General features: G+C 68.1%; 15 protein-coding genes. 11 read left to right on the forward strand and 4 right to left on the reverse strand.

What is annotated here, in order from left to right; translation table 11 throughout:
* Position 1 precedes the first annotated feature (1 nt).
* The 3 genes from ACQP2E_RS15640 to ACQP2E_RS15650 all read right to left on the reverse strand — a co-directional run bounded on the left by ACQP2E_RS15640 (position 2) and on the right by ACQP2E_RS15650 (position 5,734).
* The gene (locus ACQP2E_RS15640) at positions 2 to 2,620 is read right to left on the reverse strand and encodes a PEP/pyruvate-binding domain-containing protein (protein WP_433832247.1); all 2,619 of its coding nucleotides are present in this window, start codon (positions 2,618 to 2,620) and stop codon (positions 2 to 4) included.
* A 1,222-nt stretch (positions 2,621 to 3,842) separates the two neighbouring features.
* On the reverse strand, positions 3,843 to 5,123 hold the full coding sequence (locus tag ACQP2E_RS15645; RefSeq protein WP_433832249.1) for an ArgE/DapE family deacylase: 1,281 nt from the start codon (positions 5,121 to 5,123) through the stop codon (positions 3,843 to 3,845).
* Between the two features lie 8 nt (positions 5,124 to 5,131).
* Entirely contained in the window at positions 5,132 to 5,734 is a 603-nt protein-coding gene (locus ACQP2E_RS15650; RefSeq protein WP_433832250.1) for a dihydrofolate reductase family protein, read from the reverse strand.
* 135 nt (positions 5,735 to 5,869) lie between these two features.
* Between ACQP2E_RS15650 and ACQP2E_RS15655 the strand changes: the two genes are divergently transcribed.
* The 10 genes from ACQP2E_RS15655 to ACQP2E_RS15700 all read left to right on the forward strand — a co-directional run bounded on the left by ACQP2E_RS15655 (position 5,870) and on the right by ACQP2E_RS15700 (position 17,398).
* The gene (locus ACQP2E_RS15655) at positions 5,870 to 6,730 is read left to right on the forward strand and encodes an AraC family transcriptional regulator (protein ID WP_433832252.1); all 861 of its coding nucleotides are present in this window, start codon (positions 5,870 to 5,872) and stop codon (positions 6,728 to 6,730) included.
* A gap of 189 nt (positions 6,731 to 6,919) precedes the next feature.
* Entirely contained in the window at positions 6,920 to 8,980 is a 2,061-nt protein-coding gene (locus ACQP2E_RS15660; protein ID WP_433833936.1) for a transglycosylase domain-containing protein, read from the forward strand.
* A gap of 68 nt (positions 8,981 to 9,048) precedes the next feature.
* Complete coding sequence (locus tag ACQP2E_RS15665) at positions 9,049 to 9,852, forward strand: TIR domain-containing protein (protein WP_433832254.1); 804 nt, start codon at positions 9,049 to 9,051, stop codon at positions 9,850 to 9,852.
* 172 nt (positions 9,853 to 10,024) lie between these two features.
* Positions 10,025 to 11,341, forward strand: a complete 1,317-nt coding sequence (gene glnT / locus ACQP2E_RS15670) for a type III glutamate--ammonia ligase (protein ID WP_433832256.1) — start codon at positions 10,025 to 10,027, stop codon at positions 11,339 to 11,341.
* A 16-nt stretch (positions 11,342 to 11,357) separates the two neighbouring features.
* Positions 11,358 to 12,230, forward strand: a complete 873-nt coding sequence (locus ACQP2E_RS15675) for a hypothetical protein (RefSeq protein ID WP_433832258.1) — start codon at positions 11,358 to 11,360, stop codon at positions 12,228 to 12,230.
* On the forward strand, positions 12,218 to 12,895 hold the full coding sequence (locus ACQP2E_RS15680) for a hypothetical protein (protein ID WP_433832260.1): 678 nt from the start codon (positions 12,218 to 12,220) through the stop codon (positions 12,893 to 12,895). The genes ACQP2E_RS15675 and ACQP2E_RS15680 overlap by 13 nt, the downstream gene beginning before the upstream one ends.
* A complete protein-coding gene (locus ACQP2E_RS15685; protein ID WP_433832262.1) occupies positions 12,895 to 14,205 on the forward strand; it encodes an FMN-binding glutamate synthase family protein in 1,311 nt (436 codons plus the stop codon). The genes ACQP2E_RS15680 and ACQP2E_RS15685 overlap by 1 nt, the downstream gene beginning before the upstream one ends.
* Complete coding sequence (locus tag ACQP2E_RS15690; protein WP_433832264.1) at positions 14,202 to 15,317, forward strand: FAD-dependent oxidoreductase; 1,116 nt, start codon at positions 14,202 to 14,204, stop codon at positions 15,315 to 15,317. The genes ACQP2E_RS15685 and ACQP2E_RS15690 overlap by 4 nt, the downstream gene beginning before the upstream one ends.
* 9 nt (positions 15,318 to 15,326) lie before the next feature.
* Positions 15,327 to 15,974 carry a helix-turn-helix domain-containing protein gene (locus tag ACQP2E_RS15695; protein WP_433832266.1) on the forward strand — a complete coding sequence of 216 codons (648 nt, stop codon included), beginning with the start codon at positions 15,327 to 15,329 and terminating at the stop codon, positions 15,972 to 15,974.
* Between the two features lie 116 nt (positions 15,975 to 16,090).
* Complete coding sequence (locus ACQP2E_RS15700) at positions 16,091 to 17,398, forward strand: ammonium transporter (RefSeq protein ID WP_433832268.1); 1,308 nt, start codon at positions 16,091 to 16,093, stop codon at positions 17,396 to 17,398.
* Positions 17,399 to 17,531: 133 nt separating this feature from the next.
* Here ACQP2E_RS15700 and ACQP2E_RS15705 read toward each other — a convergent pair whose 3' ends face one another.
* Positions 17,532 to 18,071, reverse strand: coding sequence for a GNAT family N-acetyltransferase (locus ACQP2E_RS15705; RefSeq protein ID WP_433832270.1), 540 nt, complete (start codon positions 18,069 to 18,071; stop codon positions 17,532 to 17,534).
* A gap of 180 nt (positions 18,072 to 18,251) precedes the next feature.
* Between ACQP2E_RS15705 and ACQP2E_RS15710 the strand changes: the two genes are divergently transcribed.
* Positions 18,252 to 18,779 carry an HAD family hydrolase gene (locus ACQP2E_RS15710; RefSeq protein ID WP_433832272.1) on the forward strand — a complete coding sequence of 176 codons (528 nt, stop codon included), beginning with the start codon at positions 18,252 to 18,254 and terminating at the stop codon, positions 18,777 to 18,779.
* Positions 18,780 to 18,820: the final 41 nt, after the last annotated feature.

Genomic DNA, 18,820 nt, shown 5'->3' on the forward strand with positions numbered 1-18,820 from the left:
TTCACGAGCCCCCGACAGAACCACCCGCGCCCGCATCACCCGCGCCCGCATCACCCGCGCCCGCATCACCCGCGCCCGCATCACCCGCGCCCGCATCACCCGCGCCCGCGCCGACCGCGCCCGCATCACCCGCGCCCGCGCCGACCGTGCCCGCATCGCCCGTGCCCGTGCCGACCGTGCCCGCGCTCGCGTCGCCGGCGCCCACGACCGCGGCGGCGACGATCACTGTCCCGGCCGCGCCGTCGACGGTGATCAACTCGCCCTCGGTGATCAGCGATGTCGCTCCCGGGACGCTGATCACCGCCGGAATCCCGTATTCGCGCGCCACCGTCGGCCCGTGCGCCATCACCGCGCCGGTCTCGCTCACCAGGCCACCGGCGGTCAGGAACAGCGGCGTCCACGCCGGATCGGTCGTCGACACCACCAGAATGTCGCCGGGCTCGATCCGCGCCACCGCCGGATCATGGACGATCCGCGCCCGCCCCGTCACTCGTCCGGGAGAAGCGCCGACGCCCTGCCACCCCGCGCCCTGCGAGCTGTTGCCCCGCCATCTGCTGCCGTGCCCGTCGCCCTGCCCGCTGTGGCCCGCGACGGACGCGGGCAGCGTCGTCTCCACATCGGTCCCGTCGGACAGCAACGCCACCGGCACATGCCGCCGCCGCGACTCGGCGCGATAAGTTGCCCGCCGCTCCGCCACCAGCGCGCGCTGGTCAGCGCCGGATCCCGCCGCCCCCTCCGCCTCGTCCAGCGTCAGAAACATGATGTCACCGGCCTCCGACAAAACCCCGAGCCCAACAAGATCAGAACCAATCAACATCAATTGCTTCCGTACGCTGGAAAGGCGGTACAACCCGGCGAACTTGCCGTATTCGCGGAGTCCCGACAACGCCCGTGCACGACGCAGAAGGAACACGGCGAGCCGTCCACGGATCGGGCGCTGCCGCCGGACGCGCCGGGCCAGATGTTCCAGGGCGGCCTCCCCGGCAGCGGCAGCGGACGCGAACCGGGCCTCCGGTGACTGGTCCATATCGGTCACGCGCAGGTAGTTGGCGATCGCGGCGAACAGCCCCGCCGGGTCTTCGGACCAGCGCGGCACGCCCAGGTCGGCCTCGGCCGGGCCACGATGCCCGTAGGTCCCCAGGAACTCGGACAGGCCGATCTCCGGCAGTGAGCCGTCGCGACACCGAGCGGCCAGGTCCGCAGGCGGAGTCTCCAGCAGCAGGTCACGGTGGGCGGCCGCGCCCTGTGCCAGCCGCCACAACGCCAGGTCCATCTCGATCGTCACGTTGTGGGGCATCCCGCCGAGCACGGTCTGGATCTCGTCGGTGGCGGCGATGCCTTTCAGCAGTTCACCGGGTACCGCGCTGGCCAGCAGCCCGGCGACGATCGGCCAGGTCAGGTCGTCAGCGAGGGTGTCGTCGGGGTCGTCCGCGCGTACCCAAGCAAGCCTGTCGGCGAGCGTGGTCACACCTGCCGGAGCCGGAGCGCTCAGCCTGAGCCGGTCCACGGCGTCGAGGACACGCAGCCGCGCCGCATCGGGGCTGGTAAGTGCGCGGAGGATTCCGGTGACCGCGCGGAAAGCCGTACCCAAGGCCGATTTTGATCTGTCGGCCCGCAGGGCCGGAGCGTCCTGGACGGGAGCGAATCGCGGGTCGGCAAGGACGTGTTCCATGACGGCCTGTGCGCGGGGGCCGAAGTCGACGGCCATCAGCTTGACCAGGCGTTTGCGCGCTGACGGGTGCCGGGCCAGGTCGGACAGGTCACCGTAGAGTCGCCCACCGATGTCGATGATCTCCGCGTGTACGCCGAGCGACGCCAGCATCCCAGTGATCATCCGTTGAAGGGTGGACATGCCCATCGGCGTGACCGGGCGCAGCATGCCCTGAACGTGACCGAATTCGACATAGATCCGCGGCAGCGGTCCGTCGTGTGCCGGCGGTGCCGGGAAGAGCGTGGTGATCGGCCGCGACTGCAGCAGCCAGAGCTCGCCGTCGGCGTCGATCGCCCATTCGATGTCCTGCGGGACCGCGAAGATCGCCTGCAGTCGCTCGCCGGCCTGACGCAGCGGGCTGTCCTCGGCGGGGACCGATCGGACGACCGGCGCGGTGCCGTCGACAACGCCGCTGCCGGGCCCGTTCGTGGCCTCCACCAGCATCGACGCGCGGCTTCCGGTAACCGGGTCGGCGGTGAATAGCACGCCGGCCGTCGATGCCTGAACCATCCGCTGCACGATGACGGCCATCAGTGGTTCGTCGACGTCGTGCGTCTCGCGGTACGCCACGGCGCGCGGCGTCCGCACCGAGTCCCAGCACTTCGCGACAGCGGTGAGGAGGCTGTCAATATCGGTCACGTCGAGGAAGGTGTCGTGCTGCCCGGCGAAGCTGGCCTCCGGACGATCCTCGGCGGTGGCACTGGACCGGACAGCTACAGCCCCGGCGCCAAGCCTGTTGTAGGCGGCGTTGATCTCGTCCCGGGGGAGCGTCTGCTGCCGATGTGCCTCGGTGGTGATCACAAAGCCGTCCGGAACGTTCTCCCCAGCCCGGATCATCTCCCCGAGCGCCGCGGCCTTACCACCGACGATCCCGGCGTCCGCGGCCTGAGCAAGAGGGACGACAAGCATGGGAGCCTCCAGGTGAAGCAATACGACTGCATTGCCAACGATGCTAGCCTGTATGGCAATGCAGTTGCAATGCTTCAGGGTGCGTGGGTTCGGCCGCCTGGGATCGCGGCGTCGGTGCTTGGATCCGGACCTCCTGGCCGCGGGCTGCCAGGGGTGACAGGCGCACACGGTGCTGTTCCGGGAACGGCGATGAGCGCCCACGGTGGGCTCCCGGGAACGGCGATGAGCGCCCACGGTGGGCTCCCGGGAACGGCGATGAGCGCACACGGTGGGCTTCCGGGAACGGCGATGAGCGCACACGGTGGGCTTCCGGGAACGGCGGTGAGCGCACACGGTGGGCTTCCGGGAACGGCGATGAGCGCCCACAGAACGCGTTCGCCTGCGTTCACCGGAAAGTTCGCGGCCAGGGTTGTGTCGAATTGGGGCGTGGATTAGACCCGAAGTCGACACGTTCTCTGTGCGGCTGGCGGATTCGGAGCTTGTGTGTCGAGTTCAGATGCGCTCGACTCTCGCCATCGTGGTGGTGGGTGCCCTCGGGGTCAGGGGCGTTTCGACAGGAACCTGGGGTTCGTCCCGGCGGCGCGATGTCCAAGATCCCGCCCGCTGTGGCTTGGTATCCGGTCGGCGTTACTCGTCTCACCGGACCGTCACGGAGGATGAGCGCCGGGCGAGGAGTGTCGTCGCCGGCCGGTTCTTGGAAACTCGTGGGTGTTCTGGGCATCACAGGTTTCCAAGATTTGGCGCTCTCATCCATTGTGGTGGCACCGCGTGACGAGGGCGCTCGCGGACCGTCTGAAGCCGACGTGTCGCGGACGGCGGACGGTCGCCCTGGAACTCGTGCGTTTGCGGTCGATCTGGCGGCTGGGTCGCACAAGATCTCAACGGCGCTTCGCAACGAGAGTCGCCGCGCCGCCCGAACCCGCTGCTCATCCGCAGGATTGCTGCGGATTGCGCCCCAACTTCACACGCACCAGGGCGCGACCCGGGGCGTGTCGACTTCGGGCGCGGATGGAACAGCGCGGATGGAACAGCGCGGATGGAACAGCGCGGATGGAACAGCGCGGATGGAACCTGAAGTCGACTCGTTTCCGGACTGCCGCCCGATCTTGGGCACGAACCGGAGGACACCGGAGGGCCATCAGTCCCGGGTCGACGCGACGGTGGTGAAGCGTGCGGCCGAGCCGGGCGACAGGGATGGACGGCGCGGCGGCGGGCGGGTGGGTCAGAGGTGGGCGTGGCAGCGGCGGACGGCGAGGACCGCGAGGGAGCGGGTGGTACGGATCAGCTCGTCGATGTCGACCAGCTCGCGAGGCGCGTGCGCGAGGCGAACGTCGCCCGGGCCGTAGTGCAGTGTCGGAATTCCGCCCAGACCCGTGTAAAGCCGCAGGTCACTGCCGTATGGCGCTGCGCTCGTCGCGGCCGCGCGACCCTCCACCGCCTGGATCGAACCCAGGACCTCGCCGATCAGCGAATGACCGGCCGGGATGTGCCCGCTCGCGAACTGACCGCCCGGCCAGGTCACCGAGACCGGATGGTCGCGCAGCCACGGGTCGCGGCGGCAGACCTCCGCGATCGCCGTTTCGAGCGCGGCCCGTGCCGACGCCGGCGGCTCGCCCAACTGGACGCCGAGGCGGCCCTCGGCGATCAGCAGGTCCGGGACACTGCTGGCCCAGTCGCCGGCGCGGACCGTGCCGATCGAGATCGGGTACGGCAGCGTGTTGCCGTCGAAGATCGGGTCCGGCTGGGCGTTGCGAGCACGTTCCAGTTCGCCGATCGCCGCGTGCACCGGCAGGAACGCGTCGATCGCGCTGTGCCCGGCGAGCCGGGTGCTCCCGTGCCCGGCCCGGCCCGGTACCCGCAGTTGGAAGGTCAGCGCGCCGGCATTCGCCACCACCACGTTGCCGCTGGTCGGCTCGGTGATGACGGCCGTCTCGGCGCGGTGGCCGCGCAGCATCGTGGCGAACGCGCCGAGACCGCCGTCCTCCTCGCTGACCACGGTGTGCAGCGCGAAGGGGCGTTCCAGGGTGACGCCGGAGGCGACCAGCGCGCGGGCCACGGCCAGGTTCGCGACCGCGCCCGCTTTCATGTCACAGGCGCCCCGGCCGTGCACCGCGTTCTGCCGGATCGACCCGCTCCACGGGTCACCGTCGTCCCATTTGCCGAGGTCACCAGTGGGTACGACGTCGACGTGGCCCTGCAGCACGAGGGCCGGCACCCCGGAGGGGCCGAGGGTGCCGGCGACGCCGTACCCCTCGGTCCGGGGCGCCTCGGTGCCGGGGTGATCCGGGTGGGCGGCGAGTTCGGTCAGGTCCAGCTTCCAGGTGTCGACGTCGAACCCGAGTGTCGTCAGCTGTCCCGCGTGCCAGTGCTGAAGCTCGGACTCGGCGTCGGTGCCGGTCACGCTGGGGACGCGGATCATCGCGACCAGCTCGTCCACCAGGCTCTGCTCGTTGATGGCGTCGAGCACACGGACCTCGGCCCGCGACAGTTCAGTGTGCGTCACACGCGCTGTTATACCTGGCCTTTTGTCTCCTCGTAACCGGCCGGGGCGGGCGGCTCGGCCGGAACGTAGATCACCCGGATCACGCCGGTCGGGAACGCCTCGGTGGCGGAGACCTTCAGGTGGTACGCGACGTCGCCCTCGTCGAACAGCTTGCGGCCCTTACGCGCGGCCACCGGGTGGACGAGCAGGCGCAGCTCGTCGACGAGCCCCGCGGCGAGCAGCTGCTGCACCACCGAGATCGAGCCGGGGATGAGGATGCCCTTGACGTCCGGCGAGGCCTTGAGTGCGCGGACCGCGTCGGTCAGCTCGCCGTCGATCAGCTCAGAGTTGCGCCAGGTGAACTCGAGGTTCTGCCGGGAGGCGACGACCTTGCGCATGTCACCGATCTGCTTGGCGAACGGGGCGTCCTCGCCGCCGGCGCTCTCCCGGTCGGGCCACGCGCCGGCGAAGCTGTCGAACGTCGACCGGCCGATCAGCAGCACGTCGGCCGTCTCGTAATCCTCGGTGACGGCCCGGCCCATGTTCTCGTCGAAGTACGGGAAGTGCCAGTCCGGGTCTATCTCGGCAACACCGTCGGCCGAGATGAAGAGGGTGGAGATTACCTTTGCCATCGCAGTGATCCCTTCAAGCAACGTATCAACAAATCGGTAGACCGGCGCCGGGGCCGAAACTCATCGGATCGGTTCTCTACGGTCGGGCGCGGGCGGTACGCCCTCGGCCAGGCTAGTGGGCGAAGGGAGGCCGGGATGATTGCAGCACTCAACCGAATCGTCGACCTGGTCGAGGACGGCGAGTTCGACCTCGCCACACTGGCCCGGTCGGCCGGCACCACCGAATATCACCTGCGCCGGATGTTCTCGTCGCTGGCCGGCATGCCGCTGTCCGAGTACGTGCGCCGCCGCCGGATGACCGTCGCGGCCGCCGCCGTGATCCGCGGCGAGGAGGACTTGCTGAGCATCGCGGTGCGGCATGGGTACGCCTCAACCGAGGCATTCGGGCGAGCGTTCCGAGCCGTGCACGGCGCCGGCCCCGGTGACGTACGCCGTGACGGCGGCCCCCTTCGTTCACAACCGCAGCTCAGGTTCCGCCTGACCGTCGAGGGGAGCACCCCCATGAATGTCCGCATCGCCGACCACCCGGCGTACCGCCTGATCGGGCACGCCGCCCGCGTTCCGTTGATTCATCGCGGCGTCAACCCGCACATCCAGCAGCACATCGCCGCGCTGCCGGTGTCGGAGCACGCCCGGCTCAAGGCGCTCAGCGACACCGAGCCGGCCGGGCTGCTCCAGGTCACCGACGGCACCGACCCGGACGCTGCCGAGGGCAGTGAGCTGACCTATCTGCACGGGGTCGCGGTCACGAACGCGACGGCGGTGCCGGACGACCTCGACGTGATCGAGGTGCTGGCCGGCCGGTGGGCGGTGTTCCACACGAGCGGGCCGTACCCGGACGCGCTCCAGACGGCGTGGGCGGCCACCGCCACCGAGTGGTTCCCGTCGAACCCGTGGCGGCTGCGGCCGGGCCCGTCGATCGTGGCGATCCTGGAGCTCGCGGCCGACTTCTGCACCGCCACCTGCGAGCTCTGGCTCCCGGTCGAGCCCTCCTGACCCCGACGAACGGCGTACCCAAGGGATGGAAGCCGGCGGCTCCGGCAGCCGCCGGAGCCGATCGGGGTTTTGGTTACCAACTGTGACGAATTCGGCTTGAGCTGCGTGCTGGCGATCTTGGTGGTTAGCCTGGTTGGGGTGACTGCCCGCAACAAACCTCATCCGCTCCGCAGCGCCGGCGTCCTGGTCATGTGTGGCCTGCTCGCCGCGCTCGTGGTCTCCGCCGCCTCACTTCCGGCTGTCGCGATCGCCGGTCTGGCCGCCAAGGTCGGCAGCGACGAGCTGGGTGAGCTGCCGGCCGAGCTGATCACGCAGGCATCGCCGCAGGTGTCGCGGGTCTACGCCTCGGACGGCAAGACACAGCTCGCCGTCATGTACGACGAGTTCCGCAGCGACGTCGCGCTCACCAAGGTCTCGCAGAACATGCAGGACGCCATCGTCGCGGCCGAGGACCACAAGTTCTACGAGCACAACGGCGTCGACGTCAAGGGCGTTGCCCGGGCGTTCGTCAACAACAACCAGGGCGGCGGCCGGCAGGGCGCCTCCACGCTGACCATGCAGTACGTGCGGATGGCTCTCGCGTATTCGGCGACCGATCCGCAGGAGGTCGTGAACGCGACCAAGGACACGGCGTCGCGCAAGCTCAGCGAAATGAAATACGCCATTCAGGTCGAGAAGGAACTGACGAAACAGCAGATCCTGGAGCGTTATTTGAACATGGCGCCGTTCGGCAACGGCGCCTATGGCATCAACGCCGCCTCGCAGGTGTATTTCAGCAAGAAACCGGCCGATCTCACGGTGGCCGAATCCGCGCTGCTGGCCGGCATGGTGAAGGCGCCGACCGCGTTCGACCCGACCACCGACAGCGGATATCCGCAGGCCCTGACCCGGCGCGACTACATCATCGACAACATGGTGAGCATGCAGCAGATCACCGCCGCCGAGGCCGCCACGGCCAAGAAGGTGAAGATCAGCCGCACCACGAAACGGCCGAGCAGCGGTTGCGTCAACGTCGCGAAAAACCAGTGGGGCTTCTTCTGCGACTATTTCTACCGCTGGTGGCTGGGCCAGAGCGCCTTCGGCGAGACATCGTACGATCGTGAGCGCCTGCTGAAAAGCGGCGGATACCGCATCGTCACGACTCTCGACATCGATGCCCAGGCGGATGCCCGTAAGGAAATCACCGCCCGGACCAACGACACCAATCGCAACGCGTTGATGCTGGCGGCCGTCGAGCCGGGCACCGGAGCTGTCCGGGCCCTGTCCGCGAACCGTAAATACAAGATCGACGACACCGACGATCCGCAGAATCCGCTGTCGTCGAATCCGTCGCTGGCCAAGCAGGGCGTACGGGCGACCTACCCGAACACCACGAATCCGATCATCACCGGTAGCTCGGACATCGCCGGTTATCAGGCGGGTTCGGTGTTCAAGATGTTCACCATGGTCGCGGCCCTCGAAGCGGGAATGGGCCTGGACACCACGATCAACTCGCCGGCGAAGTACAAGTCGCAGTACCGGGACAACTCCTCGTCGTCCTGCGGTGGCTATTGGTGCCCGAGCAACGCCTCGGCCAGTGAAGCCGGCAACTTCAACATGTGGACGGGCTTCGGCAAGTCGGTGAACACGTACTTCGTGCCGCTGCAGGAACGGGTCGGCGCGGACAAGGTGGTGGACGTGGCGCAGAAGTTCGGCATCACGTTCCGCAATGCCGACGACGCCGACCTGGCGAAGAACTCGGCGGCGGACTGGGGCTCCTTCACCCTGGGCACGTCGGCGTCGACACCACTGGACATCGCCAACGCGTACGCCACCCTGGCCGCCGACGGCAAGTACTGCACGCCGACCCCGATCGCGTCGATCACCACCTCCGAAGGGGAGAAGATCAGTACCGGCAAGTCGAAGTGCACTCAGGCGACCACCGCGACGGTGGCCCGCGAGGCGCTCGACGCGGCCCGGTGCCCGGTCGGCGACCGCGCCCAGCTGGGCAACTGCGCCGGCGCGACCGCGCCGCAGGTGCGCAGCGTGGTCGGTCACCCGGTGTTCGGCAAGACCGGCACCACCGACAACGACAAGACGGCGGCGCTGGTGGTCGGCACCCGGTCGCTGGTGGTGGCCGGTTACCTGGCGAACCCGGACTGGGCCAACCACACCGACCGGATGTCGCACGACATCGTGAACCCAGCCGTCTATCAGACCCTCGCCGACTATATGGAGGGCAAGGCGGTCGAGGAGTTCCCGACACCCTGAACTCGGACACTAAGACCGGCACGGTGATTGCCGATGAGCTCCTGGCAAGCCAGAGAGGGGTCAGGACCGTGGCAGCACCTATTTATGTTCAAAACCGGCGTATCTTTCATCGGCGTGGGGGTCGCACACAGACCGTCAACATCTGCACGCCGGAAAATCGTCAGGGTATTTATGAGAGCGTATTCAGGCTCGACGCCCGCACGCCCATCACGGCGAACAGGATCGCGGCAAACGGTTCGATCGAGGCGCTTACCGGCTGGCTGATGGCCTCGGGTGCCCAGCCGGAAGGTCCGCGGTTCTCCGAGTTCGAACCTGAGATGAACGGCTCGGAAGATCATAAAGGCAGCGAGTCCGTCGGTAACGCCTACAAGCAGACTGGGCGACCGGGGCCGGTCTCGAGTCCGGGAGCAACTGTGCATTCTTCCGAAACCGTATTCTTGGTTCACGGCCACGACGGCGCGGCAAAACACGAGGTTGCTCGCTTTGTGGAGCGGATGACCGGCAAGTCGCCGGTGATCCTGGACGAGCAAGCGAACAGAGGCAGGACCCTTCTCGAAAAATTCGAGGAGATCGCCGGAGCGGCGAACTATGCGATCGTCCTCGCGACGCCCGACGACATGGGCCGCCCGAAGTCCTTGGACTTCGACAAGGGTTCTCCGCGGGCTCGGCAAAACGTGGTGTTCGAACTTGGATTCTTCTTCGGCCGGTTGGGGCGCGGCCGCGTCGCCGTGCTCAACGCCGGCGTCGAGAAGCCCTCTGACATCGATGGGATCGCGTACTTCAGTTATCCCGCCGGTAACTGGAAAATCGAGTTGGCCAAGGAAATGCACGCGGCAGGGATAACCGTGGACATGCATCGGCTTCTCGACTGAACGACTACTGGCGCCACGCAGAACGGCCCGCACCCCCGGCTCTCGGGATGCGGGCCGTTCGTCGTTGAGGGCGTCGTTCGCTGTAACGGGACGCGCGACTCCTTGTAACAGAGATTCTGTTCACTCTTGCGAAACAGAGTTTCTTGTGAAGAATCATCTCCAGGGAGGTCACGTGTCACAAGCATCGGAACTCGCACGGCTTGCTGAGGCGGCCGATGTGCGGTTCATCCTGGCGCTCTTCGTTGACCTGCGCGGCAAGCCCTGTGCCAAGCTCGTTCCGGTCGAGGCCGTGGAGACCCTGGCGAGCGAGGGGGTCGGCTTCGCCGGGTACGCCGTAGGCGCCATCGGCCAGCAGCCGAAGGACCCGGATCTGATGGCCATCCCGGACCCGTCGTCGTTCACCCCGGTGCCGTTTCTCAAGCCCGGCCTCGCGATCGTGCACTGCGACCCGCACGTGAACGGCGTGCCGTGGAAGTACGCGCCCCGGGTGATCCTCAAAGCGATGCTGGCCCGCGCCGCCGAGGCCGGTTTCACCCCGTGGGTCGGTGCCGAGGTCGAGTACTTCCTGGTGGAGCGGGACGGCAAGGGTGGACTGCGGCCGGCCGACGCGCTCGACACCGCGGCGCAGCCCTGTTACGACGCGCGCGGCGTGACCCGGATGTACGACCACCTCACCGAGATCTCCCGGGCCATGAACGAGCTGGGCTGGGGCAACTATGCCAACGACCACGAGGACGGCAACGGCCAGTTCGAGCAGAACTTCGAGTACGCCGAAGCGCTGACCACCGCCGACCGGGTGATCACGCTGCGGTACCTGCTGACGATGCTGGCCGAGCAGCGGGGGATGACGGCGACGTTCATGCCGAAGCCGTTCGCGGACCGTACCGGCAACGGGCTGCACCTGCACATGTCCCTGACCAGCAACGATAAGCCTATATTTCCCGCGAAAAGCGACGACAAAGGGCTCGGGCTTTCGCCCACTGCCTACTCCTTCGTGGCCGGGGTTCTCGAACACGCCTGCGCACTCCAGGCCCTGCTCGCCCCCACCGTCAACTCCTATAAGCGGACCGGAGCCGTCGCCACCACGTCCGGCGCCTCCTGGTCACCGCGGCACGCCACCTACGGCGGCAACGACCGGACCCACTACATCCGGGTACCCGACGACCAGCGTGTCGAACTGCGCGGCGGCGACGGCTCCGCGAACCCGTACCTGGCGATCGCCGGCGCTCTCGGCGCGGGTCTGGACGGCATCGCCCGCTCGCTCGACCCGGGACAGCCCGGCGCCGGCGAGGCCAAGGGCGACCCGCTGCCGCTGACCCTGCTCGACGCCATCCAGGCGTTCGAGGCCGACGACCTGCTCACCGGGGTGCTCGACGCGGCCGGCGGGGGAGTGGCCGCGTACTTCGCCGAGATCAAACGCAACGAGTTCTTCGCCTGGCACAGCGCCGTGTCGCCCTGGGAGATCAACCAGTACCTGCAAGCGTTCTGAAAGGGGGTTCCCACCCATGTGTGGAATCGTCGGTCTCCACCTGCGAGACCCCGATCTGTACCCGCGGCTCGGCGCGTTGCTGACCGGGATGCTCTGCGAGATGTCCGAGCGCGGCGCCGACTCGGCCGGTGTCGCGGTGTACGGCGACCCGGTGTGGTCACCGCCGGGCCACGCCACTGTCACCGTGCTCGACGCGAAGATCAGCGGCATCGCGGGTATCGACGGCGCCACCGTCATCGAACTCGGCACCACCACCGTGATCAACGCGCCGGTGGCCGTGGAAGCGCTGGTCAATGCAGTCCGCAGCGAATACCCCGAGGCGCTCATCGCTGGATTCGGCGCCGATTTGACCGTACTCAAGGGGGTTGGGCATCCGCGCGCGCTCGCCGAGAGTTTCCAACTCCCGCAGGCGCAAGGCTGGCAGGGTGTGGGACACACCCGGATGGCGACCGAGTCGGCGGTGACGTCGTCGGGGGCGCATCCGTACGCGGTCGGGCCGGACCAGTGCCTCGTGCACAACGGATCGTTCGCCAACCATGCCACGATCCGCCGGCACCTGATGGCGCGGGGCGTGGTGTTCGACAGCGACAACGACACCGAGGTCGGCGCCCGTTTCGTCGCCCAGCAGCTTGCCGGCGGCCGGGACGTGGAGTCCGCGCTGAAGAGTCTGTGCGCCGAGTTCGACGGCTTCTACACGCTGCTGGTGTCCAACCGGGACTCGTTCGCCGTGGTCCGCGACGCCATCGCCTGCAAGCCCGCGGTGATCGCCGAGACCGACGCGTGGGTGGCGATGGCCTCGGAGTATCGCGCCCTGGTCGGACTGCCCGGTATCAAGCAGGCCCGCATCTTCGAACCCGAGCCGGAACGGATCTATGCATGGACGCGCTGACCGCTTTTGATCTGGAGAAGGAAGCGCTGCGGGACGTCAACCGCGAGCTGCACGCCCGTGAAACGGGAATTATCCGAGTCGCGAACCCGAACGGCAAGCACAGCGTCGCAGCGGGCCTCCGGAGCCCGCTCTCAGTGATCATTGACGGACATTGCGGCTATTACGCGGCCGGGATGAACCAGCTCGCCGACGTGATCATCGAGGGCAACGCCGGTGTCGGCGTCGCCGAGAACATGATGAGCGGCTCGGTCCGGGTCAACGGCAACGCCTCCCAGTCGGCCGGCGCCACCGCACACGGCGGGCTGCTCGTGATCACCGGCGACGCTGCCGCCCGCTGCGGCATCTCGATGAAGGGCGTCGACATCGTGGTCGGCGGCAGCATCGGCCACATGAGCGCGTTCATGGCGCAGGCCGGCCGCCTGGTCGTTCGCGGTGACGCGGGGGAGGCCCTCGGCGACTCGATCTACGAGGCGCGGCTCTACGTCCGGGGCAAGGTCGCCTCGCTGGGCGCGGATTGCATCGCCAAGGAGATGTTGCCCCACCATCACGCCGAGCTGCGAGTGCTCCTGGACCAGGCCGGCTTTGTTTCCGACAAAACGGACGAATATCAAAGATACGGCTCCGCCCGGCAGCTCTACCACTTCAACGCGGGGAACGAGTACTGATGAGGGAATCCGCTACTTTCAACCGGAACGCGATCGCGGAGATCCAGCGGGCGGCGCGGACCGGCGTCTACGACATCCGCGGCTGGGGTGCGAAGCGGCCGCTGCCGCACTTCGACGACCTGCTGTTCCTTGGCGCCAGCATGTCCCGCTATCCGCTGGAGGGATATCGGGAGGCGTGCGGCACCGATGTGGTCCTCGGCGGCCGCAACGCCGCTTTCCCGATCCACATCGACATCCCGGTCACCATCGCCGGGATGAGCTTCGGCGCGCTCTCCGCGCAGGCCAAGGAGGCGCTCGGCCGGGGCGCCTCGGAGATGGGCACGTCAACCACGACCGGTGACGGCGGGATGACGCCGGAGGAGCGCGGCCAGTCCAAGCACCTCGTCTACCAGTACCTGCCGTCGCGCTACGGGATGAACCCGGACGACCTGCGCCGGGCTGACGCCATCGAGATCGTTCTCGGTCAGGGCGCGAAGCCGGGCGGTGGTGGCATGCTCCTCGGCCAGAAGATCAACTCGCGGGTCGCGCAGATGCGGACGCTGCCCGAAGGCATCGACCAGCGCAGCGCCTGCCGGCACCCGGACTGGACCGGCCCGGACGACCTCACCATCAAGATCCAGGAGCTCCGGGAGATCACCGACTGGGAGAAGCCGATCTACGTGAAGGTCGGCGCCTCCCGCACGTACTACGACGTGAAACTTGCCGTGCATGCCGGCGCCGACGTGGTCGTGGTCGACGGCATGCAGGGCGGGACCGCCGCCACCCAGGACGTCTTCATCGAGAACGTCGGCATCCCCACGCTCGCCGCGATCCCGCAGGCGGTCCAGGCGTTGCAGGAGCTCGGCGTACACCGCATTGCGGAGAACGGCGTCCAGCTGATCGTCTCCGGCGGCATCCGCACCGGCGCCGACGTGGCGAAAGCCCTGGCTCTCGGCGCCGACGCGGTTGCGATCGGCACCGCCGCGCTCATCGCGCTCGGTGACAACGACCCGCGCTGGTCCGCCGACTACGAGGCGCTCGGCTCGGCCGCCGGCTTCTACGACGACTTCCAGGACGGCCGCGACCCGGCCGGCATCACCACCCAGGACCCCTCGCTTGCGGCGCGTCTCGACCCGGTCGAAGGCGGTCGCCGTCTCGCCAACTACCTGCGCGTACTCACCATGGAGGCGCAGACCATCGCCCGGGCCTGTGGCAAGGCCCACGTCACCCACCTGGAGCCGGAGGATCTGGTCGCGCTCACCATCGAGGCCGCCGCGATGGCCCGGGTGCCGCTAGCCGGAACTTCGTGGATCCCAGGATCGGGTCTGTGACCAGGTCGTTCGTCGTCGTCGGCGCCGGGCTCACCGGCGCCGCCACCGCCTGGCGGCTGGCTCAGCGCGGCGAGCAGGTCACGCTCCTCGAGCGGGCTGCGCCCGCCAACCCGCAGGGCAGCTCGCACGGTTCGGCCCGCATCTTTCGGTACGCGTACCCGAGCGCTTTTTATACGGATCTTGTCGTCGCCGCCCGCTTGCAATGGCATGACCTCAACGAGGCCGCGGGCGTCGACCTGATCCGCCGCACCGGATCGCTGGACTTCGGATCGCTGCGAGACCCTGCTCGTCTTGCGGCGATCCTGGAGTCGGCGGGTGTCGACCATGAACTGCTTCCGGCGTCGGCGGCCGCTGACCGGTGGCCGGGGATCAACTTCGACACTCCGGTGCTGTGGCACCCGGATGCCGGGGTGATCGACGCGTCGGGAGCGGTGCATGCGATGACGTCGCTGGCCGTGGAGGCGGGCGCTGTCTTGCTGACGAACTGGCCGGTGGATCGGATTTTTCAGGATAAAGATGGTTTTGTTTTGTCCGGAGCGAACGGTGACTCGATCGCCGCCGGGCATGTCGTGCTCGCCGCCGGTGGATGGCTGCCGACGCTGCTCGACGAGCTGCCGGCGCTGCGGGCGCTGATGCCGCCGTTGCGGATCCGCAAGGAGCAGGCCTACCACTTCGCCTACCGCGATCAGGGTGTGGACTGGCCGGCCTTCATCCACAAGCGCGACGACATCATGACCTACAGCCTGCCGGGCGGGCGCGACGCCTCGTTCCGCGGGCAGAAACTCGCCGAATACAACGGTGGCTCGGGCATCGCGTCGTCCGCGGCCAACGACGGCGTGGTCGATCCGCGTAACCGGCAACGGGTGATCGATTACGTCGAGCGGTTCGTGCCCGGCCTGGAACCGGTGCCTTATGCGGAGACCACCTGCGTTTTCACCATGACGCCGACCGAGGACTTCGTCATCGACACCGTTGACGGGATCACTGTGGCGTCACCCTGCTCCGGGCACGGCGCCAAGTTCGCGCCGCTGCTCGGCTCGATCATCGCCGACGCCGCGACCGGCGCGGCCCGGCCCGATCCGCGCTTCCGCTTCCCGAATGTGTCTGTTTAGGGTTGTCGAGTGACACTTCTGCGCAACAACGCCGGGACCGCCCGGGAACGGGCCGCCGGTGAACCGGTCGACGGGGTCGAGCTTGAGGTGGCGATCGGGCGCAACGTCCGCGAGCTGCGCAACCAGTACGGCCTGACGGTCGCCGAGCTGGCCACCCGGATCGGCATCTCCAAGGCGATGCTCTCCAAAATCGAGAACGCGCAGACGTCGTGCAGCCTCAGCACCCTCGCGGCCCTCGCCGGCGGCCTGGACGTGCCGGTCACCAGCCTGTTCCGCGGCGCCGAGACCGAACGGCCGTCGTCGTTCGTGCCGGCCGGCGGCGGCACCGCCATCGTCCGCGACGGCTCGCAGGCCGGCCACGAGTACCAGCTGCTCGGTTCGCTGCGCGGCGAGCACCGGCGCCTCGAATGCCTGTACGTCACGCTGACCGTGAAGAGCCAGACGTACCCGCTGTTCCAGCATCCCGGCACCGAGTTCATCTACATGCTCGAAGGCGTGATGGATTACGCGCACGGCCGGTCGATCCACCGGCTCACCCCGGGCGACTCGCTGCAGATGGACGGCGAGGGTGCGCACGGCCCCGCTGACCTGGTCGAACTGCCGATCCGGTTCCTGTCGGTGATCGCGTTCCCGGACGCGGTAGCGCCGCATCGCTGAAACTTCGCAGCAACAACCTTCACGTTTACTCTCGGTGTCTTTTGTTTTATGACAGTAGACGGAAGGGTCGCCTCCTCTTGGACGCCGGAAGTACCGCCTTTATCCTCGCGGCCAGCATGGCCGTCGCTCTGATGATTCCTGGCCTCGCGCTTTTCTACGGCGGCATGGTCAGCTCCCGTTCCGTACTCAATATGATCATGATGGTCTTCGGAGCCGTTGCCGTCGTCGGCGTGCTCTGGACCTTCTTCGGATATTCGATGGTCTTCGGTGACTCGTACGGCGGCCTCGGCCTGCTCGGCAACATCACCGAATACGCCGGCCTCGGCAGTTTTGTCGCCGGTGACGAAGCGGCCACCCTGCCGCCCGCGCTCGTTGCGATCTTCCAGGCGCTGTTCGCCGTCATCACCACCGCGCTGATCGCCGGCGCCGTCTCCGACCGGGTCAAATTCGGCCCGTGGCTGCTCTTCGCCGGCCTCTGGGGCGCGCTGGTCTACTTCCCGGTCGCGCACTGGGTGTTCGCGTTCGACGCGGCCGACGGCAGCGTCATCGGCGGCTGGATCGCCAACAAGCTCGGCGCCGTCGACTTCGCCGGCGGAACCGCCGTACACATGAACGCCGGTGTCGCAGCGCTCGCCGTCGTCCTCGTGGTCGGCAAGCGCACCGGCTGGCCCAAGCAGGCCCGCCCGAACAGCCTGCCGTTCGTCGCGCTCGGCGCCGGCATGCTCTGGTTCGGATGGTTCGGCTTCAACGGCGGCTCCGCCCTCGCGGCCGGCAACAGCGCCTCGATCGTCATACTCACCACGTTCAACGCGACCTGCGCGGCGATCCTGGCGTGGCTGCTCGTCGAGCGTCTGCGCAACGGTCACGCCACCACTCTCGGCGGCATGTCCGGCGCCATCGCCGGCCTCGTCGCGATCACCCCCGCCTGCGGCGCGGTCAGCCCGCTCGGCGCCCTCGCGGTGGGTGCCATCGCCGGCGCCATCTGCCCGCTCGCGGTCTCCTTGAAATACAAGCTCGGGTACGACGACTCGCTCGACGTGGTCGGCGTCCACCTGGTCGGTGGCCTCGTCGGCACGCTGCTGATCGGCCTCTTCGGCGTCGAGGACGCCCCGAGTGGACAGGCCGGCCTGTTCTACGGCGGCGGATTCACGCTGCTCGGCAAGCAGGCAGTGGCGGCGGCGGCCGTGCTGGCGTACTCCTTCGTGGTGACGCTGCTGATCGCCTTCGTCATCCAGAAGACGATCGGTTTCCGGTTGTCGGCCGAGAAGGAAGCAGCCGGCATCGACATCGCTGAGCACGCCGAACTGGCGTACGACCTCGAGGGCAAGCCGCACGCCCCCGGAACCGCACCGACCCCGGCCGGGGTCATCGCGTCAGCCGAGAAGCTGACCGCCGAGGCGGTGCCGAGCACGACGGCGTCCTGAGCGTTCGCGCTCGGGGTTTCGTGTTCGGGGTTTCGTGTTCGGGGTTTCGTGTTCGGGGTTTCGTGTTCGGCTTTTTTGAGCAGGGCGCAGGCTTGGTCGAACCTCCTTGACCAGCCTGCGCCCACCTTGGTTTTCAGAGTTCGATCCAGTACCGGCGTTTGGGTCCGATGACCGTCTCCCGGACGTCCTCCAGCACCCCGCCGGCCTTCTCGATGATGTGCGCGGACGCGGTGTTCTCCGGCGAACAGGTCAGCAGCACTCGATCCATGTTCCTGGAGCGCGCCTGGTCGAGGGTCGCGGCCAGCGCCCACTTCGCGATCCCGCGCCCACGGTAGTCAGGCCGCACGCCGTATCCGATGTGCCCGCCCGCGTCGAGCAGCAGCGGATGGCCGATGTCATGCCGCAGCTCGGCGGATCCCAGAACCGCGCCGCCCTGCGTGATCCACGAGTAGGTGGATCGGACAACCTGCCCCGGCGGAAGAGCTTTCTCCGGGTCCGCGCACGCCCGCAACTTGGCAACCCAGGTGGCGAAGCCCTGCTCGCTGCCGGGGTCATCACCCTCCCGCAGCCCGGCCGCGTCCAGGTGAGACCCGGCGGGCCACGCCGAATAGTGCGCGAGCCAGGCATCCCGCAGGTCCACGTCCGGCCGTACCAGCGCCAGCGGATCTCCCATGCAGGCCTCCAGATGTCTGATCAGGACAGTGCGTCGTGCATCATCCCCGATCCTCACCGGCCGCGACAGACGCCGTGCATCCGCTCCCGGCCCGTCCTGTCCCGCAGGCCCGCCCACCGGATTGACCACCTCCGCACTGCATGACACCGGCCCCTCTGGCGCATCCACCGTGGCATCGGCATGGGCGGCGACATGTTCGTGCCCGAGGTCGGCAGCCCGGAGATCGAGGAGGCGCACGGCGACGAACTCCGCGAAGCCTGGGCACAGGAGTTCGACCGGCTCATCGAAGAGATTCAGCCCTTCGACGGCGCGCACGAGCTACTGGCGGAGGTCAAGGAGCGCGGGTTCCGCGTGGTCTTGGCGAGCTCCGGGAAGGCTCAGCATGTCGAGATGTTCCTCGATCTGATCGATGCCAAATCCCTCGCCGATGCCTGGACCACCTCCGATGACGTGGCCAGAAGCAAACCGGCACCCGACATCGTCGCCGCAGCCCTGGCCAAAGTCGACGGTGCCAGCGGCATCATGATCGGCGACTCCATCTACGACGCTCAAGCCGCGGGCAAGCTCAACATCCCGGTCATCGGGGTCCGCACTGGAGGATTCTCTGTCGGAGAGCTGCAGGAAGCCGGCGTCCTGCAGGTTTTCGACTCTCTGGTGGCCTGCCGCCACGCGCTGGACGGCACTCCTCTCGCCCGCGCCAGTCGCTGAGCGACACCGGGTTACTCTCTATCGGTTAGTCAGGAACCAAA

Origin of the sequence: Actinoplanes sp. CA-015351, assembly GCF_050955685.1 — a bacterium.
In the GTDB taxonomy this organism is placed as follows: Bacteria; Actinomycetota; Actinomycetes; order Mycobacteriales; family Micromonosporaceae; genus Actinoplanes.